Below are 25,710 nucleotides of genomic sequence, written 5' to 3' on the forward strand. Positions count from 1 at the left end.
ACAGCGTGAGGACAAGTCCCGAGCAAGAACGACGAGTCTCGACCTGTAAGTACAGTGTCGGCCCCAGATTCACATCGTTGCACCGTAAGTCATCGAACTTGCCGGCACCGCCATCATGGGCGAAGCACAAACTGGCAAGATCGACCCCTAGGCATTCCACGGTCCAATGCCGCAGACGAATCGTGTACCATGCGCATTTCGCTGGACGGGAGGTCCGCAATGACCGGTAACGCTGGGGAGAATGAGAATCCAAGGGAAGGCGATGGAATGTCGCCCGATCAGAAAGCCGCTCACGATCTGCTGACCGAACTTCGTACTAGGATTTCAACACAACGGCTGCCGTATCAATACGGCGTCGAAGCGCGAGCTCTGGAGAGCCTTTGGGAAATCTTCGGATTGACGCGGAAAGCGATAAAGGACAATCTCGGCTGTCAGGAGTTCGCCCAGACCGCGACGACTATGTTGAACGTAGTCTTGCGACCAGTGACGGCGAAGTGGCACCGCGCCAAGGAGGCCGGGCTGCTAGATTCCCGGGACGGCGCCAATGACTTTCGAATCGACCTAGCGCAAGTTCGCGAGAAGCTCGTCGCCTTCGCCGAACATCTGCAGATGTTGGCTTACGGCAAAGTGATCCCCGACGAACTCGGACTAGAAGTTCTCAGTCAGGCTCAGCTTCAGGCAGTCTTTCTTCCGCTTGAATTTGGACAGGACGAGGGTATCGCCGCCCATGCGAACCCTTCATGCACACCAGAAAAGTGCATCAATGCAGATGAAGGTGCGGAAATCCTGGCTCGGCGCCTCGCGGTCGGTCTGGACGCGAATGAAACTAACGCCATTGGCTTGGCTCTTTCCGGGGGCGGCATCAGGTCCGCGACTTTCTGTCTCGGCGTTGTTCAGGTTCTCGCGGACCGTGGGTTGATGAAGGACTTCGATTATCTGTCTACAGTCTCGGGCGGTGGTTACACTGGTTCGTTTATAACCTCCGTCATCGGTACCGGAGGGGCACTCGACGAACTTGCACGGCCATTTGGACCCGACACCGATGCGGTGCGCCACGTTCGCCAGAACGCCAAGTATCTGAGCGCTGTCGACCTGAAACACCGCTGGCTCATGATCACCGGGACCTTGTCGGGAATGATCATGAACTGGATCGCACCGTTATGCGTCCTATCCTTGCTAGCTCTGCTTGCCACATATCTCGGCGCTGGAATGACGCACGATTTCTGGTCTAAGGCCACCCTGACGCTCTCGATTGTGACGCTCATTACCGTCTACTTATCCGGCTTCTCCCTTCGCGCCGGGGCGACGGCACAGTCAGGAGCGGTAGTAGTTGCCGTCGCTGCCGGCGCTGCCCTCGCCTGCACCTTGATGTTCGCGATCGAATGGGGGTTTGTCCAATTCGACGCGCTGTGGGATTCCAAGATCACCGGAAGCGTCGCCCTCTCCGTGGTCGCCGCACCCGCCCTAGCCCGCTACCTGCCGGTATTCCGAAGCGAGAAATTCCGAAAGAACTTTCTCCGCGTCGCGCTGTACGCCGCGGGTTTTGTTGTCCCCATCCTTGCGGTTGCCGTGCTCTATTTGCTCAGAGAATTGGGCCGAATGTCGATCGACCCCACCGCATCCTGGTTCAACCCCATCCACCATGTGCCGGGGATAGCCGTGCTCGGCTGCGTGTTCCTATTTTCTCTCTTCTTCTCGTTGCTTGGCCTCGATGTCAATCTGACCGGCCCGCACAAACTGTACCGCGACGCGTTAGCCAGGACGTTCGTTCGACCGAAAACGGGCGGACCGACGATGCCGTTGGCATCGCTAAACGCCAGCGGACGGGCGCCGTATCACCTCATTAATGCCGCAGTCAATTTGCCGTCGAGCACCAGCCAAGTGCTGCGGGATCGAAAAGCGGATTTTTTCTTGTTCTCCAAGCATTGGATCGGTTCGAAAGCTGTCCGCTACAGCCGAACTAGGGCGTGGGCTGCTAAGAACGCGGAGGTTGACTTGGCTACCGCGATGGCGATCTCGGGAGCCGCGGCTTCTCCGCATATGGGTCTTGGTTCGATGCCCACGCTTTCCGCGTTGATGACTTTGTTGAATGTCCGCTTGGGATATTGGATCGCGAACCCCCGAGAACAAACGTTCTGGGATTTCCCCGGATTTACGTGCCTAGTTCGCGAGATGTTCGGAATAGGCATGGCCGAAAAAAATGCATGGCTCAACGTTTCGGACGGCGGCCACATCGAGAATATGGGTGTCTACGAGCTGCTTAAACGCCGTTGTAAGTTCATAGTTTGCGTGGACGGCGAAGCGGATCCTGAGAGCACGTTCCACGGTAAGTTGACTCTCGTCCGGCACGCGCAGATCGATCTGGGTATTCGGATCGAGCCGCGGCTCGACGATATGCGACCCGACCCGAAATCGCGTTTCAGTAAGACACACGCGCAGCTTTTCCGTGTGATCTATCCGGCAACCATGGACGGCCGCACCGAAGGCATTGGTCTGATGCTCTATCTGAAGCTCTCGCTTACAGGCAACGAGGCGGAGCTGTTGAAAAGGTACCGCCTGCTTCATCCCGACTTCCCTCACCAGTCAACCTTGGACCAGTTCTACGACGAAGAACAATTCGAGGCCTATCGCCAGCTGGGCGTCCATGTCGCAGAAGGCACTTTTTCGCCGGCACTCATGACGAGCAATGCAAGGCCTGCTAGCGTGCAGGAATGGTTCCGGCAGCTTTCCTGCAACATGCTCGAGCCATTCGAGGCCTGATGAGCATGGCCAACCCTTTTGCTCCTTATCAGCCGCAACGCAGGCGCATATTCGTGAGCTATCACCATCGCGGTGACCAGCTGTACTACGAAGAATTTTCGTCGGTATTCCACGATGGTTTCGAAGCGATCACCGACGATTCGATCGAGCGCAGAATCGACAGCGCGGATTTCGACTACATCATGCGCTCCATCAGAGATAACCACCTGAAGGGAAGCTCGTGCGCGATCGTGCTTTGCGGTCGTGACACCCCCAAGCGACGATATGTTGACTGGGAGATCGAGGCGTCGCTTTCTCAAGGCATGGGCTTGATCGCGGTTCTGCTCCCTACGCTTGAGGTTTTTTCAAACGGTGGGACCGCCAAGCCCGACCGCCTGCAAGACAACATCGACAGCGGATATGCGGAATGGATCTGGTGGCACGAGTTGTGGAACAGTCCCGCTTCGCTCACGACCATCATCGAGCGCGCGAATTCCAAGTCAAATCGATTGATCGCCAACAACAGGCGGCGAATGGATCGCAATGGTTGAGTACATCACGCGGGACAGAATTCAGCGAAATGCCGGCCCCCTGAGCGAACACGCCTCTGTTGTTCGCAAAGCGCAGGCCCGGTCGCCACAGGGTTCCACTTTTCTGAGCCATTCAACCAAGGACGTCGATCTGTTACCTGGGATCATAGCGATTCTCGAACGGCATGGCGCGATCGTATATGTCGACAAGAAGGACGAGTCTCTTCCACCGACGACATCGCGGGAGACGGCGACGATCTTGCGCGGCCGGATCCGCCAGTCGCACAAATTCCTTCTATTGACCACTAAGAACTCGAAGGATAGCCGATGGATGCCTTGGGAGCTAGGTTTGGCGGATGGGCATAAGAGCCCAACGAGCACAGCGATCTTCCCCGGCGTCGATTCGGCTGGAGACCACACTTGGGCGGAGCGGGAATATCTGGGTATTTATGATCGTGTGGTCTACGGCGATTTGCAAGGGTATCCGTCACCGGTGTTTATGGTCTATAATCAAGAAAAGCATTCAGCAACCGAGTTGTCCGCTTGGTTGAAAGCGTGACCCATACTGGTACGGAAGCGGCTGCGTCGCGATGCGGGTCCGCAGCTCCAGAGAGCAGATCCTACGCTGCGGGTTGGTCCGGCGACTGCTTGTCGGAAGCAGCATTCATTAGGGGGCGATCCTGACGGCAAGCCAGGGTAACGGTGATCCCGGCGACGGCGGCGCGCATAATCACATACTCGTGTGACGTTCGCCTCCACGAGGAGCATCCCTATGGAGGGACGCCGGCACCGAACAGATCGGCCTGTGATTTCGAGCCCCTGCGCGGCCCATAAAGATCGGACATCTGACGCAGGAAATCGGCTTGGCCGCCGTAGCTAGGGTGCCGGACCCTCAGGCACCTTCCCGGTGCTACGCGCTCGCCGCAACTGGCCGCGTCGCCGCCGAGCGCGACTACCCGTTCCGGCCGAAGTAGCCGCAGCAATTCGGAGAGTATTTCTTCCCCTACCGCGCGCTCCGAAGCCCGATGCGACCTGTTCGTGAAGGGAAGGCCCGGCTCGTGAGGGTGCAGAGGAAAAACGTTCCACAAGAACACGGGAAGTTCAATCTCGTCGAGCACTGACCATGCCAGCTCGGCTGTCCTCTCCTTGACTGGCAATCCTTTTGTGCAGCGTTGGGTCTCGATGCCCCAGCGGGCCGCGTGAGCGGCAACGTGGACGTCGTCCGTCAACGCGAGGCCGGTGCGCCGACCACCGCGATAACCAAGATCCCTTCCAATCCACACCGAGTGGATTCCTCTAGAGGCCGCCGCCCCAATAATGGCGCTCAGGGTCGCGGACCGAGTGTCCGGCGCGTCTGCCCTGTCATGAACGGGACAACGATCGAAATAAGGATTGAAGACGTTTTCGAAGGCGAGGCCGCGGACGGTGGCCACGAAACGGGCGGCTGCATTCATCAGACTGCTCCGAGGGGCCGGAACTCCAGTTTGCGGCGATTGCGATCTCCACGAACGATGCCGCCCTCGTCTCTCTTAACACGACGGAACACGTCGTAGCCCTGCAAAATGGCATCTTCCCACAGCTTCATCGGGCAAGCATCCACCTCGTAGCCATCGACGAATTGCCGTACCGTCTTGAGAAGATCGAAAGACAACGAGGATTGGCCTTCGAAGAAAGCAAGTGTTTTCGCGTGCGAGAAAACGAAGGCCGAGAGGCCTTCTTCGACGACGATGGCTCGACCGCTGTCCTGTGTCTCATCAACAACGGGATCGCTCTTGCGCTTGCGTTTTATCAGGGCCCGAAAGGTCGGCGACCAATGCATGACTGCGGCATTCGCAAAATGAAAAACATCGTGAAACCGGTACCCGTCGCGGTCGGCGATGTTGTCGGTCAGGGGGTCGCCGATGACCACTCCGTTCATTTCCAGGACGCTGCGACCTCCGGAGCGTTGACGGATGACGATCTCGAATTCGCGCGGAAGACGTTCTTCTTCGGAGAAGGTTCCGTCGAACTCGGGAAGTTCGGGCAGAACGGGCGTCAGGAATCTACCCCGCACCTTTCGAACGTTGGCCGACGCGACCTCAGCGAATGAAATGCCCGCAGCATTCAACGCGCGCAGGAACGCGTCGGCGAAAGCAATCAGGCGGGCTCGCGCGTCCGGGGCCTGCTTTGTCAAGACAAGGAGATGAGCGGCATTGCCTCCAAGACTGAGCAAGACTTCATCGAATGTGCCGGATGGTTGCGGAGACGAGACCCGGGATATGGCGCCCGGCGGATCATCCGCGGCCGCCACCAAACACATGTAGCCCTCCGACGAGGCTGCGGCGAGCACCTCGTGCAAGGGCACTTCTAAGCGCCGACAAAGGGCGGCGAAATACCAGAGTGCGTCGCCGAATTCCTCCTCAACCGCGCGGCGATATCCGACGAACGCCGCGCCTTCCCGCTTGAGCTTCTTGGCCGCGGCCATGATCCCCCCCACCTCCCCAAATAACCCGAGGAGGATCGGATTTACCTCCTCCGGTCTGAAGCGGTCGGTTGCCGTTCAAAGTCGGCGATGAACATGTTGGCTTTCTCCGTGTTCAGCGTCGATTTCGAGCGAGCGGCTGGTGTCATAGCTTACCTGACGATGTTTCGCGCCACCTTCGATTGCAACGGACAACACAAATTGTGGTCGACGATCGTCAAATCACCTTGTCGGCTTTCTTGGAGTAGCGGGCTGCGCTCTGCGAAAATTGAAATGGGTCGCCGAGCACCAAGTTCACCTGACCTCCAAAGGAAGTGTCGAGCCACGACAAAAACGGTTGTGCATTCTGAGTCGAGAAGACCCGATGACCGATTCCGTTGCGGAAACCAAGATCGCCTAGGATTTCCTCAGGAACAAGCGGCGCGGTCCTGCCAAAGTAATAAAAGTGGCTCGATATTAGCACGCGGTTGGTCTGTGTATCGTGTTGAATGTTATGCGGATCTGGCGATCCATCTGGTTTGCTATGGTGAGAATCTTCTTGCTGCCATTTCTTAGAAGAAGGCGATCGGTGGTAGATGTTGTCCCCGACTATCGTTTTCCGACTGCCGTTTCGGACTGGACGCTTAGCGCGAAATTCCAAGCCTTCCCAGTATTTTTCGAACGTCAGTGCATCGGTTACTTGCATCGCATAAATACAACGGCCGACCGCATTCAGTTTTGTGCCACCCATGCCGACAACCCAGTCACCGGCTCGTACGGTGCGGCGAATGGTTGGCTTGCATGTAGCGAGGGTGCACATCCCGTGGAACGGATTTGGCGCAAACCCAAAGTCGCGAGCTACAACGTAAAAATAGACCCTCGCCATCGCGTTTTCAGCAGCGAGACGTTCGCGAAGCATGAACGAGTTCGCGCGGCGCGGCACTGCCGGGGGACTCAAACGGGCTATTCGTGCCCTCGATCGCTTGGATGACGCTATCAGAATTCCAATTCACCAGCGTATCGCCATATTCTTCAAAAGCAGGCGGAATATCTGCTTCGGTCCCGCCCCTCGTGAAAACGCCGACGATCCGCTTACCCAGTTCATTAGCCTTACGAATTTCCCAGTCTACCCATGGTCGTTGGTGCGTTTCTTTGCCAATCAATACAATTACGGTTGAAGCCCAAGACATCTTCATGCGTAGAAGCCGCTTCAATGTCGCCTCGGGAACTTGCTTCTTGTCCAAGCGAACCTGATTTGACGGTTTTGCTCGAATCGAGCTGTTCCGTATCTGAAAGCCTTGCCGATCCAGCAACTTTGTTAGACCGCCCACATGCTCGTCATCCGCATGGTGATGGCTAATGAAGACATTGCGGCGCTTTGACATTGTCCCTCCACGGACAACGGGCTCGATCCAAGATCGCCCCCCTTTGGGCACATATTTACGGGACTGAAAATGTCAAGGCACGCTAGAGTAGAACGCGCCTTTTCCGTGACAAATTACGAGGAGGGTGGACCTGGCGCCAATCGATGTGCCAGCCGAGGGCCTCAACCTGCATCTGCAAGCGGGGTTGCGGTACCGTCGATGCCTGGCAACGTTCGCCGGACAACGGGTCCGATCAACTAGGCTGTTTGGGAGAGCGCTTGAAAATTCCGCGCCGGCGACTATGTCGTCCGCATCCCGTCGGCAACACCCAAACCATGTCAAAAGGCGTTTTTCAGGATAATGGCCGCAGGCCAATTCCACCGCGCAAATCGAACATTTCAGTCGATGCGAATGCCCTTGATTGCCATGGGACCGCGCGCGACGCCCTAGTCAAACGCTTTAAGGCGCTCATCGAGAAGCGGACCATTAACATCGTGGTAGCCGGAGGGGTGCGTGATGAAGCCAGCCACCCCAACACACCAGCAGACGTCAAGTCAGCCGTGATGCCGCGCATATTCAACTTGCGACCGAGCTTGATCCCACAGCAGCATGCCGAACGCAAGAAGGTGGCCACGATCCTGCAGGGGAACGCAGCCCCCGACAAGCACGCAGCGGATGCTTCCCACCTCTCCGAAGCCGCTGAGACCGGTTGCAGCTATTTCGTCAGCGAGGACGCACGAATCTTGAAGAAGCGTGCTGACCTTGCAGCGGTTCTTCCGCCGACTCTCCAGATCGTCACGCTCGAAGAATTTCTCGAGATTTTTGACGACTACGAGGAAGGCAAGCGGCGTTAACCGCTTCACCCACGGCAGCCTTCGTACCAAGGTTCAACCGTTCTCTTCCATTCCTTCCAATTCGGCGGATGCCCCGCCTCTGAAAGATTCACGAGGCGCGAGGCCCCTAGTATCAGCGACCGATTCCACAACCCGTGCAGTCGAGGCGAGAGAACCGACCGAGGCAGAGTGCCAAGCTCGGGTGGCAGTCTAGGTCGAATTAGTCTCCGCTGGGTCGCTCCTCAAAACGGGAACTTCTGGGGACAGGGCGGGAGACTTTCGGCCCTCTGGCCTTGGAAACCGTAGATGCCGAGATGACGGAGACCGACGCAGCCCACAGAAATCGGCCATTCTAGGCCTATTCTCGTGCTTTTTCAGATACTTGCCTGTTAGCCTGCACTGGATGGCTGGGGCGGGAGGGATCGAACCTCCGAATGGCGGAATCAAAATCAGGCGGGATGAAAAGCAATATCAACGCGCATTCTGAATTTGGTGTCGTTTTCGTCCTTAATTAGATCAATAGCTTATAACGCAATTCAGAATGCTGCGACAGTTCGAGCGCCTCGTTTGGCAACGGTGTCGGCTCGCAGCTGAAGCTGACCTTTGGCAGCGTCACCACGGCTTTGACGCCCAAGCCGTGATTGCATAGGCGCCAAACCCCTTGGCCAAAGCGTTCTCAGCGCACCGTGGCTGGTCAAGGCGTTGCACCGGGTGTCCTGTGTCACCCGGTGCGTTCCGCACAAGATGAACCGATCAACACCTAGGGCGCGTTCCCATCTGTGGACGCCCCGCCAGATGCAAACGGTTTTTGAAGAAGATTGGCACGTGGTCGGATGCTGCCATCTGTCCGGCCTCTGATGCAGCGATGGAGCTGCGGGCCCGTATGGGAGTTCGCGGACCGGAACCAAATCATAAATGCGTGCTCTGGGCACGATGGGTACATCTGGTTCTTCCGGCCCCGTCTCACCGACTGTTGCGCCATACCCTCCTTCGACCGACTACACCTGCGACGACCTGCTTGAGCTATCGCCAAATTTTGGTGACGGCGCGGCCGGTCAGGCGGCGGCGGTTATGGGCTGACGGTCAGTCGGTTTGGCGATGACCTCGATCCCGTCGTTGAATGTCACACCGAGAACGAGTTTTGGCAACTGGTTGTGGCCATCGAGACGACGCCAGCTTTTCTGCGCGGCCTCAAGCAGTTTGAAGACCATCGCGAGCGCCGTTCTGTTGGACAGGCAGCCCTTCGATCGGATCGTGCGGTGGCGCACGGTAGCGAAGGTGCTTTCAATGGGATTGGTAACCGGTATGAGATTTCTCGGTGCCGATGTTCCGCTGCGATATTCAAGATCGTAGCGTATGGTGCGACCATCGGGACAGAGGCACCGGGAGCACGAAGGTGCGGGCAGGCCGATGCATACGATGAGCCGCGAGCTCGAGTTAGTAGCTGGCCGCCTCTGCGACTCGCCCGGTTGCGCTGAGAGCGCGAATCCGTAGTTGTCGTGTCGCCCGTAGCTCCCGTCATGTATTCTGATTGGCAGGAGGTGCGAATGCGACGGGTGATTGGCATCGACGTCCACCGAACTTTCGGGGAGGTGGTGGTTTGGGAGGACGGCAGGCTCAGACATGCGGGCCGCATTGATATGACGCGGACTGCGTTGGAGGGATTTGGCAAGACCCTGCTGGCCAGTGATGAGGTGGTGGTCGAAGCGACCGCCAACAGCATGGCACGGGCGCGCGTTGGCTGGCGTCGATGAACGGCACCATCACCACGCAGGGTCAGGGCGTGAACTACTTCCCGGGCTCGATCGCCGGGTCTCAGAGCACCGGCGGCCAGTACAGCTAACGGAAGGTGGCGACATGCCCGCAACCGTCAACATCACGATCAGCAACGATGCCGATTTCTACACCCTGTTTCAGTTCACTGAAGCAGACGGCATCACGCCGATCTCCATCGTCGGCGCCACGTTCATCATGGGCGTGCGCCGCACGATGCAGGACCCTGCCGCGCTGTTCATGCTCACCTCGACGTCCTCGGACGCCGGGGGGATCTCGATCTGGGACGGCCCGAACGGGATCTTCGCCGTCCTTATCAAGAAAGAGCGACTACAGAAGAGCCCCGTCGGGCTTTTCCAGCAGTCGCTCGTCTGCAATCTGCCGGCCTCGAACGGCCGGCCAGCGCTCACGCTCCCGATCTGGAGCGGCACGCTGCAGAACAACATGGGTGCCTCCCGATGAGTTCAGCTCCGATTGTCGTCACCGCCGATCCCTCGGTCGTCGTCAGTCAGGACAATCCCGCGCTGCAGATTGTCGTTCCGGTGACCACCGCGCCGACGCAGTATTCGTCGCTGGCTGGACTGCCGCACCTTGGCACCGCGGCAGCGCAGGATGTCGGCGTCGGGGTGGGCGACATCGTGCAGCTCGACCTTTCCGGCAAGCTGCCGGCGGTCGACGGCTCGGCGCTGACCAACCTCAACGTCGCGTCGCAGCCCGTTCACTGCGGTCGGCTGATCTTCGCCAACTCGACCACGCTGCTGCTTATCCCCTACCGGGGGTGCGCACTTCAGATCAACGGCAAGCTCTATCAGATTCCACCCAACGGTCTTGGCGTCACCGCCACCGGGCTCACGCCGTCGACGATGTACTACGTCTATGCCTATGTCGACGGGACTGGGGCGATTGCGCTCGAGTTCTCGCAGACCACGCACGCCCCGCTTGGAAATCTCGGCGTCGAGGTCAAGCTCGGTGACGACACCCGCTCGCTGGTGGGCATGGTCTACAACACCGCGAGCGGCTTTCAGGACTCGACAACCGCGCGCTGCGTTGCGTCGTGGTTCAATCAGCGGCCGCGGTCGTTGCTCAAGTTCACCGGCGGGCAGTACACCACGACGACGGCCTCGTTCACCGAAATGGGAGGCGGCGCGGAGCGCGTCCAGTTCATTTCCTGGGCCAGCACCTCCCGTGCAGCTCGGGTTCAGTCAGACGATCGATCTCGCCGACAACGGAACGAGCGCTGGCACGTCATGGCTTGAGCTGTGGATTGATGGAGCGAACGGCAATCTGTTCGGGCTTTGGGGCCAGAACGGAGCCTTCAGCGGCACGGTCGGCCAAATCTTCACGACGATCTCGCAGCAGGTGGCAATCGACGTCAGCGAGTTCGCCATCCACCACGCGGAGATCGCGTGGATGAGCGCGGCGGCCGGCTTCACCACGACGAACGTCGGACCGGGTGACGGCACAATCTGGGGAGTGGTGATGCAATGACGAACATCTCTCCTCAGAAAATCCTCGCCGCCACGCTGCAGCAGCTCACGCCGTTCGCCCAGTGGTACACGACAGGCGACGGCTTCGCCAACATCGTCTGGACCGACACGGCCCAGACGATGCCCACCGAGGATGCCTTCAACGCCGAGTACGCCAACCAGCAGGCGAAGCTCGCGTCGAACTACCTCGTTGCGCCGCAGGACCTGCTGGCGCAGCTCACGGCTGCCGACATCGCGGCGATCCAGACTGCGATCTCGTCAAACCCGCAGGCTGCGCTGCTCTGGTTCTCGCTGCTCGCGCAGCGCGACCCGATGGATACCACCAACGACCGCTTCAAGGCCGGCTGGAGCACGCTGGTCACGGTCCTCGGCGCCGATCGCATGAGCGCGATCGCGACCGCGCTCGGCATCACCATCCCGGCCTGACGGCCTTCACCACAAACCACGATCCAGCGGGGCCGCCTTCGGGCGGCCTTCGCGTTTCTGGCTCCCACCCAATCTTAAATCCGGAGAAACCATGTTCGATTTGCACGGCATTTCGCAGGCCGCATTCGACCTTATTGTCGAGTCGGAAGTCTCGAGCCGCGAGGTCTATGAGCACCGCTATCGTCATCCCGAGTGGCCGGGCGAGCAGTCCGGCGTCACCATCGGCATCGGATACGATGTCGGACAGACGAGCCGCGCTCAGTTCATCGCCGACTGGACCGGCAAGATCCCCGACGCCATGGTCAAGGCGCTCGCCAAGACCTGCGGCGTCACCGGTGTTCCTGCCCGGGCACTTGCCCAGAAGCTCCGCGCCGTGGTCGACATCCCGTGGGATGTCGCCGAGGACGTGTTCTCCAATCACGACGTGCCGCGCTACATGGCGATGCTCCGCCATGGCTGTCCGGGCGTCGACGAGCTCGCGCCCGACTGCAAGGGCGTTCTCCTGTCTGTCGTGTTCAACCGCGGCGCCTCGTTCTCCAACGCGGGCCCGCGCTTTGCCGAGATGCGGGACATCCGCTCATGCGTGAAGTCCGGCAATCTGGAACGCATCCCGGGGCTGATCCGCTCCATGAAGCCTTGGCCGACAATTTGGCCCGGGTGTTCCCGGATCGGCGCGATCCGACGCGGGTCGTGCACAGCCTTGTCGATATGTTCCGCGCGCGCATGTTCGCGATCTGCTGCGGCTACGAGGACGCCGACGACCTCGATCATCTGCGGTCCGATCCGGCATTCAAGCTGGGCTGCGGACGGCTGCCGGACACGGGTCGCGATCTGTGTTCCCAACCGACGCTGTCGCGGCTGGAGAATGCTCCGCGCCTGCGCGACGTGATCCGACTGACCTACACTTTGGTCGACGCATGGATGGATAGCTACCCGCGCGAGCCGGCATCCGTCACGCTCGACATCGATGATACCTGCGATGCGTCCACGGCCATCAGCAGCTCTCGCTGTTCAACGCTCATTATGACGAACGCTGCTTCCTGCCGATCCACGTCTACGACACGGAGAAGAGCCGGCCCGTGGCGGTCGTGTTGCGGCCCGGCAAGACGCCGGGCGGCGTCGAGGTGCGTGCCCATCTGCGCCGCCTGATACGGCATATCCGGACGCGGTGGCACAACACGCGAATTACGTTCCGTGGCGACGGGCACTATGCCCGGCCGGAGGCCATGGCGTGGTGCGAGACCAACGGCATCGACTACATCTTCGGTCTGTCCGGCACCAAGCCGCTCGCCAGAAAACTCGACGAGGCCGCCGACGACATCCGCACGCGACGCGCCATCGAGAACCTGCCGGTTCTGCGTGGCTATACCGAGACGCGCACAAGGCCAAGTCCTGGGATCGCGAACGGCGTACCGTCGCCCGTATTGAGGCGACGATGCTCGGCCTCGACATCCGTTTCGTCGTCACCAGCCTCGATGTCGGCTCGGCCGAGTGGATCTACGACAGCCTGTATTGCGCGCGCGGCCAAGCCGAGAATCTGATCAAGCTGCATAAGACACAGCTCGCCTCCGATCGCACCAGCTGCCGTTCGGCGCTCGCCAATCAAGTCCGCCTCGTTCTCCACACCGCCGCTTATTGGCTGATGCTGACCGTGCGCGACGCGATTCCCAAAGCCCGGGAATTGGCCACAGCCGAGTTCGCGACGCTGCGTCTTCGTCTCTTGAAACTCGCTGCCCGTGTCGTCGAGACCACGAGCCGCATTCGCCTTGCGTTTGCCGCGGCATGTCCCGAAGCCGACCTGATCCGCGGCTTGCCAGGCGCGCTGCTGCCTCTCGGTCCTTGACCGGCGGGGCGTCCGCCCCCCGTTCGCACAACCCATCCCTCAAGCGCGTTGCAAAGTACGGGTCGTCAGGCGGTGAAAGCCGAAGGCAATCCCGCGCGCCTCGTCAGAGCAGATGTGCGGCCACATCAATCGGACTAAAAAAACGCACTCTCACGAATAGGACGGGTTAGGAACCAGCGGCGAGTTTAGCGACGTTTTTGAGCATGATGCATGCGAAGGCGATGAGGTGGAGGCCGGCGAGGGTCTGAGCGCATCGCCCTGCCGGGACGAAGGTGTTGGCAATCTCGAAGTCGCCCCTGCGGGCGGTAACGCACCGCGCTCTTAACATCGAGATGCCACACTTCTTGAACGCCATCATGCGGCGCTCACTGCATAGAGACGACCGCGGAAAGAACCATGAACCCGGCAGGGGATCATTTTTGTCGATCGGGGTTGACACCCTGCCCGCGATTAAAGAACGGACGACTACAGCTGGTTTGATCTGGCGGGACTGGCGCTGCGGGCGAGCAGGAGCGCTGACCTGCACCTACGGCCTTCCGTCGCAGAGATACCTTGAACAGTTGCGGGCGAAGGAGTGGGCCCCTAAATAAGGTCCAGGATCTCTCGCACTTTCGGTAATCATGGCTTCTTCATAGATTGAAAGAGCAAGCAATAAGACGAGATGCCGAGGGGGCAGGTGATCCAAATCGACCAAGCCCGAATCAGGGATCATCATTGCGAGATGGTTCGCGGGACAGTGGAAGAGACGTTGAAAGCCATGCTCGAGGCGGAAGTCGACCGGCTTTGCGGGGCGGACCGGTACGAGCGCAGCGAGGCGCGAGCCGGCAGTTACGATCGGACGCTGCAGACCAGGGGTGGCGAGGTCAGTCTAAGATTCCAAAGCTGCGTCGGCAGACCTTCGAGACCGCGATCATCGAACGGTACCGTTGGCGGGAGAGCTCGGTCGAGGAGGCGCTCATCGACATGTATCTGGCAGGCATTTCTGTACGTCGGGTCGAGGACATCACCGAGGCCCTGTGTGGCACCGGTGTCAGCCCGAGCAGGGTCTCGAACCTCAACAAGAAAATTATTGCACGAGATCGCGACTTGGCGGCATCGGTGCATTGAAGGCGAGCATCCCTATCTGTACCGCGACGGCATCGTGATGAAGCGCAGCTGGGTTGGTGAGGTCCGCAAGTCTCGCTTCTCGTCGCCAGTGCCGTCAATTCGAAAGGTTTCCGTGAGATTCTGGGCGTCTGCGAGGGCGCTGGTCGGCGTTCCTGCGCGACCTGGTCGACCGGGGGCTCAAAGGCGTGCAACTTGTCAGAGCCTCGCCGATTTCCTACTTGAGGCACGCTAGTCACAGCACCGGAACGACGTGGTCGGTGAATGCTACATGAACATAAGCCTCTCTACCAACCACGCACGATGCAAACGGGAGCCAGGGCTTGAAGATGTGCGAAAGGACCCGATATCGCGATCGCGCCTCCGCCGCTTGCTCGGCTCGAAAGGTCGCTCGAGCGGGCCAGACCGACGCTCGGTAGGGCCTCGCTATAGCAAGAGTAACGGCCTTTGCATCTTGAACACTCTCGGGCGCGAGAAGCGTCACCCAGCGCATTTTCATGATTTCACCACAGAACGAGAGGTGTTGATGAGCCCACATTCCACACCGGGGGATCGCGATACTCCCGGTTCGTCCGAACCGGTTCACCGGGCAGGCCCTCTTTGGAGTCTCGCTCGCGCGCTCACGCGGCGCCTTCGGCCCAGCAACGATCCGGGGAGCCGCGAGGCCGTGGCCGTTGGTGGATCTTCGCAGGACCAGGTTCTTGAGGCCTGGGCGGCAGAAGACGAGGGCGAGCGGCGGCTAGAGGCGGTACGCAGAATAAGAGCTTGCGAGAGGACATTGAGCGCGGCGTCCCTAAACCTTACACATCTGTCCCTGACCTCATTGCCCGGCTTGTCGGCCTGGCTTCGGCGCTTGGACGTCGCCGGTAATTATCTCACCAACCTACCCGGCCTTCCGCCGGCGCTCCGGCACCTTGATGCCAGCTTCAATCAACTGAACTGCCTGCCCCCCCTGCCAGATGAACTCCGTTACCTGGATGTCAGGTTTAATCACCTGACCAACCTACCTGCACTCGGGCGCAATCTTCTGTTTGTCGCAGCGGACGGGAACATGCTGAGCAGCCTGCCTGAGAACCTGCTGGAACTACATCCAATGTGCATGGTTGGTGTCGAGGGCAATCCGCTGTCCGAACGGGTGCGGACGAACCTGGAGAGAGCGGTCTATGCCGAGGGCTATCAAGGACCGCAAATCTTTTTCTCCATGAATGATGGAGTGGAGCAAAATGATGGAGTGGAGCAAGCCCCAGCGCGGCCTCTTCACGAGGCTGTCGCGGACTGGCTCGAGGGTGACCCGCAGGCCGTGGCTCTCTGGGAAACGTTCTCGAACGATGACAACGCCGCGGACTACGCACACTTCCTCGACATGCTGCGAGACACCGTGAACTATCGCAATGAGACGTTCCGGCAATCAGTTCGCGAGGGAATACGGCAGGCAGAGACGTCCCCAGCATTGCGCGAGCAGTACTTCCGACTCGCGTTCGATGCGACCTCCAGCTGCCAAGATCGCGTCACTTTGGCCTGGAATGGCATGCAGACCGCGCGCCTAAATGCGGATGTTGAGAGTGGGACGCTCGACGGGGAACTCAACAAAATCTTGCAGCGCGGCCGTGTCCAGTTCCGCTTGGATGCGCTACGCCGGATCGCTCGCGAAAAGGTCCGCTCGCTAAGGTTTGTCGACGAGATCGAGGTTTATCTGGCCTACCAGGTTATGCTGCGCGACGCTCTGGAGCTCGAGCACATCGCGCCGAGCATGCGCTATTTCGAGGTTTCCAACGTTACCCAAACCGATCTTGCCGATGCCCAGGTATCAGTGCGCGAGCAGGAAGTGAGGGACTTCGAGAACTACCTCGTCACAGCGTGGGAACCATGGGAGAGGGTGTTGAAGCGGCTCGTCCCGAAAGATTATGCCGCGATGAAGGAACGGCTTTGCGATGAAGAGGAGTATTCAAGACGTTTGGATCTCCGCCTGGCCGAGTGTACCTTGACTGGCGATGATGATGCCAGGCGAGAGCTCGGGAAGGAAGTATTGACAGGAATGAAGCGCGAGTTCTTTGGGGAGTTAACGAGACGGGTGCTCGAACCCCAGGGTCTTGCGCTGTCGGCTGATCTAGAGGCTGTTAGGGACTGATTAACCATAGATGTTGAGGTTTGCGGGATGTCGATTCCCCGCGAGCCTTATCCTTCTGACGTTTCCGATGACGAATGGGCGCTTGTTGCGCCGTATCTGACACTTTTGCCCGAGGACGCCTCGCAGCGGACGCATGCGCTTCGCGAGGTGTTCAACGGCCTGCGCTATATCGTGAAGACCGGCGCGCCCTGGCGCTGGATGCCGAACGATTTGCCGCCGTGGGAGATCGTCTATCAACAGGCGCAGCGGTGGTTGCGCGCGGGTTGTTTTGAGGCCCTGGCCGAGGATCTGCGCGTCATCCTGCGCCTTGCGGCTGGCCGACCCGCGCAGCCGACCGCCGCCATCATCGACAGTCGAACTCTACGCTCGACGCCCGAGAGTGGCGCCCGCGGCGCCTACGACGGAGCCAAGCGCAAAAAAGGTTCGAAGCTGCATCTGGCAGTCGATACGCTCGGCCATCTTCTGGCGCTGCATGTCACGCCCGCCAACACCGACGATCGCGCCGAGATTGGCCGGATCGCCAAGACGATTCAGGCAGAGACCGGTCAGAGCGTCGAAGTCGCCTTCGTTGACCAGGGCTACACAGGCGACAAGCCTGCAATGGCGGCTGCAGAACACGGCATTGCCCTCGAGGTCATAAAGCTGTCGGAGGCCAAACGAGGCTTCGTGCTGCTCCCAAGGCGATGGGTCGTCGAACGATCCTTCGCCTGGGCCACACGCTTCCGAAGACTTGTCAAAGACTACGAGCGATGCGCTCAGACCCTCGCCGATCTCCACCTCATCGCTTTCGCATGCATCATGCTCAAAAACGTCGCTAAACTCGCTGCTGGTTCCTAACAGCCTCTAGCCTGAAGGAGATCGAGCTTAGCGCGCCCGTACATCTGCCGTTTGACCAGCTTGAGCTTGGTGATCTGAGCTTCCACTTGGCCATTGGACCATGGTTGCGTAATAGCGGCGTGCACCGCGCCCTTATCGTTGGCGATTCCATTCGCGAACGAGGCAATGAGGCTCCGCTTGGATTCGTCAATCCAAGGTTCGAGCTCCATCTCGGCCTTCCTTCGGATCATCGCGTGGAAGCGGCCAACGAGAGCTTGGGCATCGGCCAGCATAGGAACGTTTTGTTCGATGACGGCAAGCGTGACGGTCTCGGCCTTGGTTAGGTGGTCGCGCTTCGTCGTCATCAGCTGCGCTATCGTCCTCGCGGCGGGGACCTTCTGCAATTGTTGATGGCTGATAGTCTCGGCGCGTCGCCGTCGCGTGGCCCATTCCGCCACCACGCGCAGCGATCCCTTGAAGCCTTGTCCCTTCAAACGGCGCCAGAGTTCGGCACCGTTGCGACAGCCGCCTGACCACTGCGTGTCCAGGAACGGCAGATGCTCGTCCAGGGTGCTTTGACGGGTGCGGAACACATCCGTACCGCCGCGCGGCTAATTTGGCGAACCAGATTGCGACTATGTCCTGTGCGGCGGACGATCTCCTTGAGCGGCACACCGTCGCTGACGAGAGCCGCAATTGCGGCATGGCTGTCCTGGCGCCGCAGATAGCCCTGATAGCGCAGCTTTTCCGCACAGGTCAGCAATTCCGGATTGATCGTCGTCGCTCCGATTGCGGTCCGGATTCTGTTCATGGAGCGGCGCACCGCATCAAGGAAGGCAGCGCTCGCATTTTCCATCAGATGCCAGCGGTCGGCAACTTGGATGGCGTTCGGCAGCGCCTTGGCTGCTGCCTCGCCGTATCCACCACCGCGATCTCGCGACACAATTTTGATCGCTGGGTGCTTCGATAGCCACGCCCGAACGGTCGCAGTTTCCCTGTCGGGCAGCAGGGTAACGATCCGCCGACGCTCCAAATCGCACACGATGGTCCCGTACCGATGGTTTCTCCGGAACGCCCAGTCATCGATGCCCACAACAAGCAACGGATCTGTCGGCATCGCCGTCCGCCGGCGGACCACCCGTAGCAAGGTATCGTTGCTGACAGGCAGCATGAGCCGCTTGGCGAAGCTTGCCGCCGGCCGGCCGCCGAGCGCCAACCCCAAGTGATGGACGATGTATTCCAGCCGTGCCGTCCGGCGCCGTCGAAGCGGGACGATGTCTTCTCCGAACCGCTCTGCGAAGATCCGCCGGCGGCAATGCGGCACCTCACATGTGAAGCGCCGCGTGAGCAATCGGAGGCGCACCTTTCTGCCCGCTGATGGCAAATCGGCAACGTGCCGGACGTAGCGGCTATGGATGCGGCCCGACGCTGTCGCGCACAAAGGGCACCGAGCCTCCGCAGCTTCCGACCTGACAGCCAGAATAAGCGAATCCATTGAGTCACTTACGCCATCAAACACCAAACCACTCGGTACTAGCGATGAGATTTGAAAGCCCGTCCGCATGGCGCTGATTCTCCGCTTAAGAACCACAGTCGCCCGGCAAACTTCATCAGAAATGAGTCAGCCCCCCGATTGGATGCCGATTACCCCGAATACGGGGTCCTTATTCCATGCCTAACCCGTCTTATTCGTCAGAGGGCGCCTGAGAGGCTGGCGAGCGTGGTGTAAAGCGCTGATGCGGCGTAGGATTCGGTTGCAAAGCCAACCCCATCACCTTCAGCCGCGAACGCCAGGCCCGCCATGACCGACGATACGATTCTGCCCTTCTCGTTTCCAGCCGTTCACGCCAAGAAAGTCACAGCTGCCTTCGATGGCGGTCGGCTGACCTCGAACGGGGGCGTGATGCTTCTGGCGATGGCCGAGCGGCGTCTCGGCTTGGCCGACAATTTGGCCCGGGTGTTCCCGGATCGGCGCGATCCGACGCGGGTCGTGCACAGCCTTGTCGATATGTTCCGCGCGCGCATGTTCGCGATCTGCTGCGGCTACGAGGACGCCGACGACCTCGATCATCTGCGGTCCGATCCGGCATTCAAGCTGGGCTGCGGACGGCTGCCGGACACGGGTCGCGATCTGTGTTCCCAACCGACGCTGTCGCGGCTGGAGAATGCTCCGCGCCTGCGCGACGTGATCCGACTGACCTACACTTTGGTCGACGCATGGATGGATAGCTACCCGCGCGAGCCGGCATCCGTCACGCTCGACATCGATGATACCTGCGATGCGTCCACGGCCATCAGCAGCTCTCGCTGTTCAACGCTCATTATGACGAACGCTGCTTCCTGCCGATCCACGTCTACGACACGGAGAAGAGCCGGCCCGTGGCGGTCGTGTTGCGGCCCGGCAAGACGCCGGGCGGCGTCGAGGTGCGTGCCCATCTGCGCCGCCTGATACGGCATATCCGGACGCGGTGGCACAACACGCGAATTACGTTCCGTGGCGACGGGCACTATGCCCGGCCGGAGGCCATGGCGTGGTGCGAGACCAACGGCATCGACTACATCTTCGGTCTGTCCGGCACCAAGCCGCTCGCCAGAAAACTCGACGAGGCCGCCGACGACATCCGCACGCGACGCGCCATCGAGAACCTGCCGGTTCTGCGTGGCTATACCGAGACGCGCACAAGGCCAAGTCCTGGGATCGCGAACGGCGTACCGTCGCCCGTATTGAGGCGACGATGCTCGGCCTCGACATCCGTTTCGTCGTCACCAGCCTCGATGTCGGCTCGGCCGAGTGGATCTACGACAGCCTGTATTGCGCGCGCGGCCAAGCCGAGAATCTGATCAAGCTGCATAAGACACAGCTCGCCTCCGATCGCACCAGCTGCCGTTCGGCGCTCGCCAATCAAGTCCGCCTCGTTCTCCACACCGCCGCTTATTGGCTGATGCTGACCGTGCGCGACGCGATTCCCAAAGCCCGGGAATTGGCCACAGCCGAGTTCGCGACGCTGCGTCTTCGTCTCTTGAAACTCGCTGCCCGTGTCGTCGAGACCACGAGCCGCATTCGCCTTGCGTTTGCCGCGGCATGTCCCGAAGCCGACCTGATCCGCGGCTTGCCAGGCGCGCTGCTGCCTCTCGGTCCTTGACCGGCGGGGCGTCCGCCCCCCGTTCGCCCAACCTACACCTCAAGCGCGTTGCAAAGTACGGGTCGGTCAGGCGGTGAAAAGCCGAAGGCAATCCCGCGCGCCTCGTCAGAGCAGATGTGCGGCCACATCAAGCGGACTAAAAAACGCACTCTCACGAATAGGACGGGCTAACCCAGCTTATTCACGTTCCCGATCACCATGCGGGCCTGCGCGGCCCGCGAGAACCGCGTCAGCGCCCCAGATCTGGCTTGTTCCTCTGTCCTGCTACAGAAGCGCGTTCTCCCAATCAGTCATTCCCGGCACCGGGCTCTTATCCGCGACGACTGGCGAGCGAAGCTGTCGCCGCCGGCAGATCCCAGAGTCTGTCCTGCGTATGCTTCAGTGGAGCCGCTAACGCCTCAAAGGCCGACCTCACGTCTGCATAGGCGGCCTCCGAGGGATCGATCTCGTTGTAGGCGGTCAGCGCCTCGGCATAGTTCTGATACAGGGGCATTTGGGCCTCGTTGGTCCAGCCGAGACCGAGATACTGGAACTGATCAGCCGGAACCGTGACGCGGCCTTTGTCCAGTTCCCGAACGTAGTCCGCCGACCAGTCGTGGATGGTATAGGATTCAAGTTTGTCCATCATCGACCGCCAGCGCTTGACGCGCTCCTCAAGCGGCATGTGGGCCGCCTTGGAAATTGCGGCCGCGATCTCTTCTGGACGGTTCGGATCCACCAGCAGCGCCTCGTCCTCGTTGAAGTCTTCAGCCGCACCCGCATACTTCGATAGTACCAGAACGCCGGGATCCCTCGGATCTTGTGCAGCAACATACTCCTTAGCGACAAGATTCATTCCATCACGCAACGGTGTCACGACGCCGACATGCGCCGCGCGGTAGAGGCGCGCGAGTGCAGCCTGGCTGAATGAGTCATTCTTGTAGTGGATCGGACTCCACTCGTCTGTGCCATGCTCGGCATTAACGTGGTTGATCGCGCTCTCCACGTCGTCTTTATATTTTTGATACTCTTCGACGTCGGCGCGTGAAGACGGCGCTATCTGCAACAGCGAGATGCTGTGCGGCTCGGCCGCTAAAAGCTGATTGAAAGCTTCGACCCGTTTGTCGATACCTTTCGTGTAGTCGAGTCGGTCTACGCCGATCGCAAACTTCGCTCCCTCGAAATTCTGCAATAATGACGAGATTTTTTCTTGCTCTGCGGGCGAGAGGTCTGCCGCAAGATACCCTGCGAACTGCTTGGGATCGATACCGATTGGGAATTTTCGAAGTCGCGTCTGACCACGCTCGGAGGTCACGACGCCATCCTTGCTCTCCAGGCCGAAATGGGTCTGGAGACAGGCCAGGAAATTGTTCAGATCCCGGTTCGTCTGAAAGCCGAGCAGATCGTACTTCAGCATCGACGTCATCAGTTCGCGATGGTGTGGTACGCGCTCTATCATGTCAGGCGCCGGCCATGGCGTATGTAGGAAAAAGCCGGTTGGCCGCTCAATGCCGAGCTTATGCAGATCGGCACCGAGCGGAAGCAAATGATAATCATGCACCCAGAATGCGTCCCGATCCCGCAAATCGAACGCCGCACGTGCCATAAAGTCGTTGATCTTTCGATAGCTGCCATAATCCTCTTCCGAGCCCGACATCCGGTCCGGTAGGGAGTGCAATGCCGGCCACAACGTCGAATTCGAAAAACCTCGATAATAGCCAGGATAGTCGGCGGCGGGCAGATCGAGCCTCGCCACATCGCCTGCACCGGTCTTCACGAGCGGGAGGGGCTGCTCGGTCCCGTCGCCGCGCTTCTCCGAGGAGCCCATCCAGACCGCGCCGGAACGTTCCACAACCGGCTCGAGGGCCGCGGCAAGCCCGCCGGTCTGGGGCTTATTGGGGTCGAAGGGCGCAACGCGGTTCGAAACGACAACAAGCTTCATGTCGGGTTGCTGGTTTACCGTATCGAGGCGATCCTCCACGTCAACCGAGACAACAGCATGGGAAGGACCTGCATCGGCTTGTTGCTCCCGCTCAAAGCTCGCTTGATGCGGGGGCGAGTGTACTTGTGAGTTGGCCTGTGCGCTCACTTCTTTCGACTGTTCCTGCAGCAGGATACTGTAAGACTCCATAAAGCTTTCTGTGTGCCATGGGTCGATATTCATCGCGTTGCCTCGTTGAATAGCGCTCTCTTAGTGCTTTGTATCTAATAATACTTTGATATCTAACCCAGCGAGCTATCGCCAAATTTTGGTGACGGCGCGGCCGGTCAGGCGGCGGCGGTTATGGGCTGACGGTCAGTCGGTTGGGCGATGACCTCGATCCCGTCGTTGAATGTCACACCGAGAACGAGTTTTGGCAACTGGTTGTGGCCATCGAGACGACGCCAGCTTTTCTGCGCGGCCTCAAGCAGTTTGAAGACCATCGCGAGCGCCGTTCTGTTGGACAGGCAGCCCTTCGATCGGATCGTGCGGTGGCGCACGGTAGCGAAGGTGCTTTCAATGGGATTGGTGGTCCGCAGGTGTTTCCAGTGTTCGGCCGGGAAGTCGTAGAACGCCAGTAGCGTGTCCCGATCCTTGCTCAGGCAGTCGGCCGCCTTCTCGTATTTGGGCGTGTAGCTCTCGATGAAGGCGTCGAACGCCAGCTCGGCGGCGGCCTTGGTTTCGGCCATCCAGATCTCCTGCAACGCGCGTTTGGCTTTAGGCTGCTGGCTCTTCGGCAACTTGGCGATCACGTTGGCGGTCTTGTGTACCCAGCAGCGCTGCTCGCGCGTTTTCGGCCAGACCTCGCCGGCGGCCTTCCAGAACCCGAGCGCGCCGTCGGCGATGGTGAGCCGCGGCGGCACGCCGAGCCCGCGCCGCTTCAGGTCGAGCAGCAGATCGCGCCAGTCCTGCGCGCTCTCGCGGGCGCCATCGGTGAAGCCGACCAGTTCCTTGCGGCCCTCCGGCGTCGCGCCGATCAGCACCAGGATGCACTGCTTTTCGTCTTCGAGGCGTGCTTGGAGATGGATGCCATCGGCCCAGATGTAGACGTAGCGCTTCGCCGACAGATCGCGCCTCTGCCACGCGGTGTGTTCGTCAAGCCAACCGTCCTTCAGACGGCCGATGGCGGATGCCGACAACCCGGCAGCATTCTTGCCGAGCAGCGCCGCCAGAGCCTCGGAGAAGTCGCCGGTGGAGATACCCTTCAGGTAAAGGATCGGCAGCAGCGTCTCGATCGATTTCGAGCGGCGCATGTAGGGCGGCAGGATCGACGGAGAGAACCGGATGCGGTCGGGATCGGTAGCCTCCGCCTCGCGATCGCGGACACGCGGCTGGCGGACGCCGACCGGACCGATACCGGTCATCACCTCGCGTTCCGGCAGGTGACCGTGGCGCACGACGCGCTGGTGGCCGTCCGCAGTCTTCAAATCGGCATGCTTGCCGAGAAAGTCCGCGACCTCGGCCTCGACCGCCTGGGCCAACAGAGCACGCGCCCCATTGCGCAAGATTTCGGTGAGTTGATCGTCGACGTTTCCTGGCTGAATCAACTTGATGATGTTATCTTTGGACACGGCATATCGCTCCTTCGGTCGAGAAGTGGAGGCGTCAAGCACCCCCACGATATGCCGCCTTCCCGATTCCCGCCGTCACCAACTTTCAGCGATAGCTCTAACCCAGCTTTCGAGAAGCTGACGAGCCCCGCGGTCGGCTACAGCGACAACCACCATACCCTTTTAGTAGAAGGAAAAAAACGGCCCCAGAGCGGTACGAGCCGGGGCCGTTGGAGTATTTGTGTTGAATGCGGGATCGGACCGCAGATGATCGAGGTCGTCGGCGTCCTCGTAGCCGCAGCAGATCGCGAACATGCGCGCGCGGAACATATCGACAAGGCTGTGCACGACCCGCGTCGGATCGCGCCGATCCGGGAACACCCGGGCCAAATTGTCGGCCAAGCCGAGACGCCGCTCGGCCATCGCCAGAAGCATCACGCCCCCGTTCGAGGTCAGCCGACCGCCATCGAAGGCAGCTGTGACTTTCTTGGCGTGAACGGCTGGAAACGAGAAGGGCAGAATCGTATCGTCGGTCATGGCGGGCGTGGCGTTCGCGGTTGAGGTGATGGGGTTGGCTTTGCAACCGAATCCTACGCCGCATCAGCGCTTTACACCACGCTCGCCAGCCTCTCAGGCGCACTCTGACGAATAAGACGGGCTAGCACCGCAAACGACACGCCGACCGGCATGTCTATTTCAGAGGGCTTTTGGTTTTCTTATCATCTGCGCGACTAGAGAAGTCCCAACAACAGCAGGCCCCGCTCGCTGAATCTGGCTCGATACCATTTAATCAACATGTTCACAGTTGGTCGGCGGAACACCTACTTCATTGGCCTTTAAGTATTGCCGCAGCGAGTAGCTTTCGCGCTCAGAATTCAGCGCTTTTAGCGTTCATAAAACAGCCATTCTTCGAACAGTTTACTCACAAGCGAGCATAAAAACATGGCAAAATCCGCATCTAGAATCACGTCGTCAGCCATCGAAAAACGAACAGTTCGAACGCCGCTTCGGCGAAAGAACGCTGAGCTACGAACGCGCGAGTATTTGACTGACGATGAAGTGCAGCGCCTAACGCAGGCTGCCAAGGCCAATCGCCACGGCCATCGTGACGCAACCATAATCCTCGTGGCCTACCGGCATGGCTTTCGGGCATCAGAATTGACCGATCTACGCTGGGATCAGATCGAATTCACCTCCGCTTCGCTGCACGTGAGACGGGTAAAGCAGGGGACGCCGAGCACGCACCCGATCCTCGGCGACGAACTACGCGCCCTTCGCAGGCTTCGGCGCGAGCAAGAACCGAAGTCGCCATTCGTATTCACGTCCGAGCGCGGCACTCCGTTTACTACAGCTGGCTTCGCTCGGATGGTCGAACGGGCTGGGATCGAAGCCAAGTTGGGCTTTAAGGCCCATCCGCACATGCTGCGACACGCTTGCGGTTACGCTCTCGCCAACAAGGGCCACGACACACGCGCGCTACAAGCCTACCTCGGACACAAAAACATCCAACACACCGTGCGCTATACCGAATTGTCCCCTACTCGCTTCAAGGACTTTTGGCGGCGCTAGGCAAG

21 protein-coding genes and 6 pseudogenes are annotated in these 25,710 nt (G+C 60.0%); 16 read left to right on the forward strand and 11 right to left on the reverse strand.

Annotated features, from left to right (window positions below; all coding sequences use genetic code 11):
- Nucleotides 1-219 precede the first annotated feature (219 nt).
- The 3 genes from HAP48_RS04165 to HAP48_RS04175 are packed head-to-tail and all read left to right on the forward strand — an operon-like array spanning nucleotide 220 to nucleotide 3,828.
- Nucleotides 220-2,760 (forward strand): patatin-like phospholipase domain-containing protein, encoded by a 2,541-nt coding sequence (locus HAP48_RS04165; protein ID WP_224496899.1) that lies wholly within the window; start codon nucleotides 220-222, stop codon nucleotides 2,758-2,760.
- Complete coding sequence (locus HAP48_RS04170; protein WP_224496900.1) at nucleotides 2,760-3,290, forward strand: TIR domain-containing protein; 531 nt, start codon at nucleotides 2,760-2,762, stop codon at nucleotides 3,288-3,290. Before HAP48_RS04165 ends, HAP48_RS04170 begins: the two co-directional genes overlap by 1 nt.
- Nucleotides 3,283-3,828 (forward strand): toll/interleukin-1 receptor domain-containing protein, encoded by a 546-nt coding sequence (locus tag HAP48_RS04175; RefSeq protein WP_166214577.1) that lies wholly within the window; start codon nucleotides 3,283-3,285, stop codon nucleotides 3,826-3,828. The genes HAP48_RS04170 and HAP48_RS04175 overlap by 8 nt, the downstream gene beginning before the upstream one ends.
- 211 nt (nucleotides 3,829-4,039) lie before the next feature.
- Here the strand turns inward: HAP48_RS04175 and HAP48_RS04180 are convergent, their stop codons facing one another.
- The 4 genes from HAP48_RS04180 to HAP48_RS04195 form a co-directional block, all read right to left on the reverse strand.
- Nucleotides 4,040-4,723 carry a uracil-DNA glycosylase gene (locus HAP48_RS04180; protein ID WP_166214576.1) on the reverse strand — a complete coding sequence of 228 codons (684 nt, stop codon included), beginning with the start codon at nucleotides 4,721-4,723 and terminating at the stop codon, nucleotides 4,040-4,042.
- Nucleotides 4,723-5,733: a nucleotide pyrophosphohydrolase gene (locus HAP48_RS04185; RefSeq protein WP_210292789.1), complete on the reverse strand. Its 1,011-nt coding sequence runs from the start codon at nucleotides 5,731-5,733 to the stop codon at nucleotides 4,723-4,725. Before HAP48_RS04185 ends, HAP48_RS04180 begins: the two co-directional genes overlap by 1 nt.
- Nucleotides 5,734-5,947: 214 nt before the next feature.
- Nucleotides 5,948-6,628: an Nmad2 family putative nucleotide modification protein gene (locus HAP48_RS04190; RefSeq protein WP_224496901.1), complete on the reverse strand. Its 681-nt coding sequence runs from the start codon at nucleotides 6,626-6,628 to the stop codon at nucleotides 5,948-5,950.
- Nucleotides 6,603-7,094, reverse strand: coding sequence for a TIR domain-containing protein (locus HAP48_RS04195; protein WP_166214575.1), 492 nt, complete (start codon nucleotides 7,092-7,094; stop codon nucleotides 6,603-6,605). Before HAP48_RS04195 ends, HAP48_RS04190 begins: the two co-directional genes overlap by 26 nt.
- A gap of 257 nt (nucleotides 7,095-7,351) precedes the next feature.
- Between HAP48_RS04195 and HAP48_RS04200 the strand changes: the two genes are divergently transcribed.
- Nucleotides 7,352-7,927, forward strand: coding sequence for a PIN domain-containing protein (locus HAP48_RS04200; RefSeq protein ID WP_166214574.1), 576 nt, complete (start codon nucleotides 7,352-7,354; stop codon nucleotides 7,925-7,927).
- A 1,034-nt stretch (nucleotides 7,928-8,961) separates the two neighbouring features.
- On the opposite strand, the pseudogene HAP48_RS04205 reads toward HAP48_RS04200, so the two are convergent.
- Nucleotides 8,962-9,204 (reverse strand): annotated as a pseudogene (locus tag HAP48_RS04205) (IS256 family transposase); the annotation flags it as partial.
- A gap of 249 nt (nucleotides 9,205-9,453) precedes the next feature.
- Here HAP48_RS04205 and HAP48_RS04210 point away from each other — a divergent pair.
- The 5 genes and pseudogenes from HAP48_RS04210 to HAP48_RS04230 all read left to right on the forward strand — a co-directional run.
- A pseudogene (locus tag HAP48_RS04210) lies at nucleotides 9,454-9,645 on the forward strand (IS110 family RNA-guided transposase); the annotation flags it as partial.
- Nucleotides 9,646-9,763: 118 nt separating this feature from the next.
- Nucleotides 9,764-10,141 carry a hypothetical protein gene (locus HAP48_RS04215; protein ID WP_166214573.1) on the forward strand — a complete coding sequence of 126 codons (378 nt, stop codon included), beginning with the start codon at nucleotides 9,764-9,766 and terminating at the stop codon, nucleotides 10,139-10,141.
- Nucleotides 10,138-10,935, forward strand: coding sequence for a hypothetical protein (locus tag HAP48_RS04220; protein ID WP_166214572.1), 798 nt, complete (start codon nucleotides 10,138-10,140; stop codon nucleotides 10,933-10,935). Before HAP48_RS04215 ends, HAP48_RS04220 begins: the two co-directional genes overlap by 4 nt.
- On the forward strand, nucleotides 10,865-11,167 hold the full coding sequence (locus tag HAP48_RS04225; protein ID WP_234622350.1) for a hypothetical protein: 303 nt from the start codon (nucleotides 10,865-10,867) through the stop codon (nucleotides 11,165-11,167). Before HAP48_RS04220 ends, HAP48_RS04225 begins: the two co-directional genes overlap by 71 nt.
- Nucleotides 11,164-11,592: a hypothetical protein gene (locus tag HAP48_RS04230; protein ID WP_166214571.1), complete on the forward strand. Its 429-nt coding sequence runs from the start codon at nucleotides 11,164-11,166 to the stop codon at nucleotides 11,590-11,592. The genes HAP48_RS04225 and HAP48_RS04230 overlap by 4 nt, the downstream gene beginning before the upstream one ends.
- Here the strand turns inward: HAP48_RS04230 and HAP48_RS04235 are convergent.
- Entirely contained in the window at nucleotides 11,576-12,046 is a 471-nt protein-coding gene (locus HAP48_RS04235; RefSeq protein WP_224496902.1) for a hypothetical protein, read from the reverse strand. The two genes, HAP48_RS04230 and HAP48_RS04235, sit on opposite strands and share 17 nt — an antisense overlap.
- Before the next feature lie 125 nt (nucleotides 12,047-12,171).
- Between HAP48_RS04235 and HAP48_RS50400 the strand changes: the two are divergent.
- The 5 genes and pseudogenes from HAP48_RS50400 to HAP48_RS04255 form a co-directional block, all read left to right on the forward strand.
- Nucleotides 12,172-12,850 (forward strand): annotated as a pseudogene (locus HAP48_RS50400) (IS1380 family transposase); the annotation flags it as partial.
- A complete protein-coding gene (locus tag HAP48_RS50405; RefSeq protein WP_338028993.1) occupies nucleotides 12,827-13,435 on the forward strand; it encodes a transposase in 609 nt (202 codons plus the stop codon). The pseudogene HAP48_RS50400 and the gene HAP48_RS50405, both read left to right, overlap by 24 nt.
- 721 nt (nucleotides 13,436-14,156) lie before the next feature.
- Nucleotides 14,157-14,542, forward strand: a pseudogene (locus tag HAP48_RS04245) (transposase).
- A gap of 850 nt (nucleotides 14,543-15,392) precedes the next feature.
- Nucleotides 15,393-16,667 carry an NEL-type E3 ubiquitin ligase domain-containing protein gene (locus tag HAP48_RS04250; protein WP_166214570.1) on the forward strand — a complete coding sequence of 425 codons (1,275 nt, stop codon included), beginning with the start codon at nucleotides 15,393-15,395 and terminating at the stop codon, nucleotides 16,665-16,667.
- Nucleotides 16,668-16,694: 27 nt separating this feature from the next.
- On the forward strand, nucleotides 16,695-17,504 hold the full coding sequence (locus tag HAP48_RS04255) for an IS5 family transposase (RefSeq protein WP_166214569.1): 810 nt from the start codon (nucleotides 16,695-16,697) through the stop codon (nucleotides 17,502-17,504).
- On the opposite strand, the pseudogene HAP48_RS04260 reads toward HAP48_RS04255, so the two are convergent.
- Both HAP48_RS04260 and HAP48_RS50410 read right to left on the reverse strand, forming a co-directional pair.
- Nucleotides 17,501-19,047 (reverse strand): annotated as a pseudogene (locus HAP48_RS04260) (ISL3 family transposase). The gene HAP48_RS04255 and the pseudogene HAP48_RS04260 sit on opposite strands and share 4 nt — an antisense overlap.
- Nucleotides 19,048-19,260: 213 nt before the next feature.
- Entirely contained in the window at nucleotides 19,261-19,554 is a 294-nt protein-coding gene (locus tag HAP48_RS50410; protein WP_338028978.1) for a hypothetical protein, read from the reverse strand.
- A 463-nt stretch (nucleotides 19,555-20,017) separates the two neighbouring features.
- Between HAP48_RS50410 and HAP48_RS04270 the strand changes: the two genes are divergently transcribed.
- Nucleotides 20,018-20,626, forward strand: a complete 609-nt coding sequence (locus HAP48_RS04270) for a transposase (protein ID WP_338028993.1) — start codon at nucleotides 20,018-20,020, stop codon at nucleotides 20,624-20,626.
- 310 nt (nucleotides 20,627-20,936) lie between these two features.
- On the opposite strand, the gene HAP48_RS04275 is transcribed toward HAP48_RS04270, so the two are convergent.
- The 3 genes and pseudogenes from HAP48_RS04275 to HAP48_RS04285 form a co-directional block, all read right to left on the reverse strand.
- Complete coding sequence (locus HAP48_RS04275; RefSeq protein ID WP_224496645.1) at nucleotides 20,937-22,769, reverse strand: alpha,alpha-trehalose-phosphate synthase (UDP-forming); 1,833 nt, start codon at nucleotides 22,767-22,769, stop codon at nucleotides 20,937-20,939.
- A gap of 104 nt (nucleotides 22,770-22,873) precedes the next feature.
- The gene (locus HAP48_RS04280) at nucleotides 22,874-24,157 is read right to left on the reverse strand and encodes an IS256 family transposase (RefSeq protein ID WP_166208639.1); all 1,284 of its coding nucleotides are present in this window, start codon (nucleotides 24,155-24,157) and stop codon (nucleotides 22,874-22,876) included.
- A 225-nt stretch (nucleotides 24,158-24,382) separates the two neighbouring features.
- Nucleotides 24,383-24,673 (reverse strand): annotated as a pseudogene (locus HAP48_RS04285) (transposase); the annotation flags it as partial.
- 405 nt (nucleotides 24,674-25,078) lie between these two features.
- Between HAP48_RS04285 and HAP48_RS04290 the strand changes: the two are divergent.
- A complete protein-coding gene (locus tag HAP48_RS04290) occupies nucleotides 25,079-25,705 on the forward strand; it encodes a tyrosine-type recombinase/integrase (RefSeq protein ID WP_166214568.1) in 627 nt (208 codons plus the stop codon).
- The last annotated feature ends 5 nt before the right edge of the window (nucleotides 25,706-25,710 follow it).

It is taken from the genome of Bradyrhizobium septentrionale, assembly GCF_011516645.4.
Classification (GTDB): domain Bacteria; phylum Pseudomonadota; class Alphaproteobacteria; order Rhizobiales; family Xanthobacteraceae; genus Bradyrhizobium; species Bradyrhizobium septentrionale.

Excerpts from the sequence above, each read along its gene's own strand:
- HAP48_RS04165 (WP_224496899.1), top strand. The coding sequence starts at position 220 with ATGACCGGTAACGCTGGGGAGAATGAGAATCCAAGGGAAGGCGATGGA.
- HAP48_RS04170 (WP_224496900.1), top strand. The coding sequence starts at position 2,760 with ATGAGCATGGCCAACCCTTTTGCTCCTTATCAGCCGCAACGCAGGCGC.
- HAP48_RS04175 (WP_166214577.1), top strand. The coding sequence starts at position 3,283 with ATGGTTGAGTACATCACGCGGGACAGAATTCAGCGAAATGCCGGCCCC.
- HAP48_RS04180 (WP_166214576.1), bottom strand. The coding sequence starts at position 4,723 with ATGAATGCAGCCGCCCGTTTCGTGGCCACCGTCCGCGGCCTCGCCTTC.
- HAP48_RS04185 (WP_210292789.1), bottom strand. The coding sequence starts at position 5,733 with ATGGCCGCGGCCAAGAAGCTCAAGCGGGAAGGCGCGGCGTTCGTCGGA.
- HAP48_RS04190 (WP_224496901.1), bottom strand. The coding sequence starts at position 6,628 with ATGCTTCGCGAACGTCTCGCTGCTGAAAACGCGATGGCGAGGGTCTAT.
- HAP48_RS04195 (WP_166214575.1), bottom strand. The coding sequence starts at position 7,094 with ATGTCAAAGCGCCGCAATGTCTTCATTAGCCATCACCATGCGGATGAC.
- HAP48_RS04215 (WP_166214573.1), top strand. The coding sequence starts at position 9,764 with ATGCCCGCAACCGTCAACATCACGATCAGCAACGATGCCGATTTCTAC.
- HAP48_RS04220 (WP_166214572.1), top strand. The coding sequence starts at position 10,138 with ATGAGTTCAGCTCCGATTGTCGTCACCGCCGATCCCTCGGTCGTCGTC.
- HAP48_RS04230 (WP_166214571.1), top strand. The coding sequence starts at position 11,164 with ATGACGAACATCTCTCCTCAGAAAATCCTCGCCGCCACGCTGCAGCAG.
- HAP48_RS04235 (WP_224496902.1), bottom strand. The coding sequence starts at position 12,046 with ATGGCGGAGCATCGCCATGTAGCGCGGCACGTCGTGATTGGAGAACAC.
- HAP48_RS04255 (WP_166214569.1), top strand. The coding sequence starts at position 16,695 with ATGTCGATTCCCCGCGAGCCTTATCCTTCTGACGTTTCCGATGACGAA.
- HAP48_RS50410 (WP_338028978.1), bottom strand. The coding sequence starts at position 19,554 with ATGATCGAGGTCGTCGGCGTCCTCGTAGCCGCAGCAGATCGCGAACAT.
- HAP48_RS04275 (WP_224496645.1), bottom strand. The coding sequence starts at position 22,769 with ATGAATATCGACCCATGGCACACAGAAAGCTTTATGGAGTCTTACAGT.
- HAP48_RS04290 (WP_166214568.1), top strand. The coding sequence starts at position 25,079 with ATGGCAAAATCCGCATCTAGAATCACGTCGTCAGCCATCGAAAAACGA.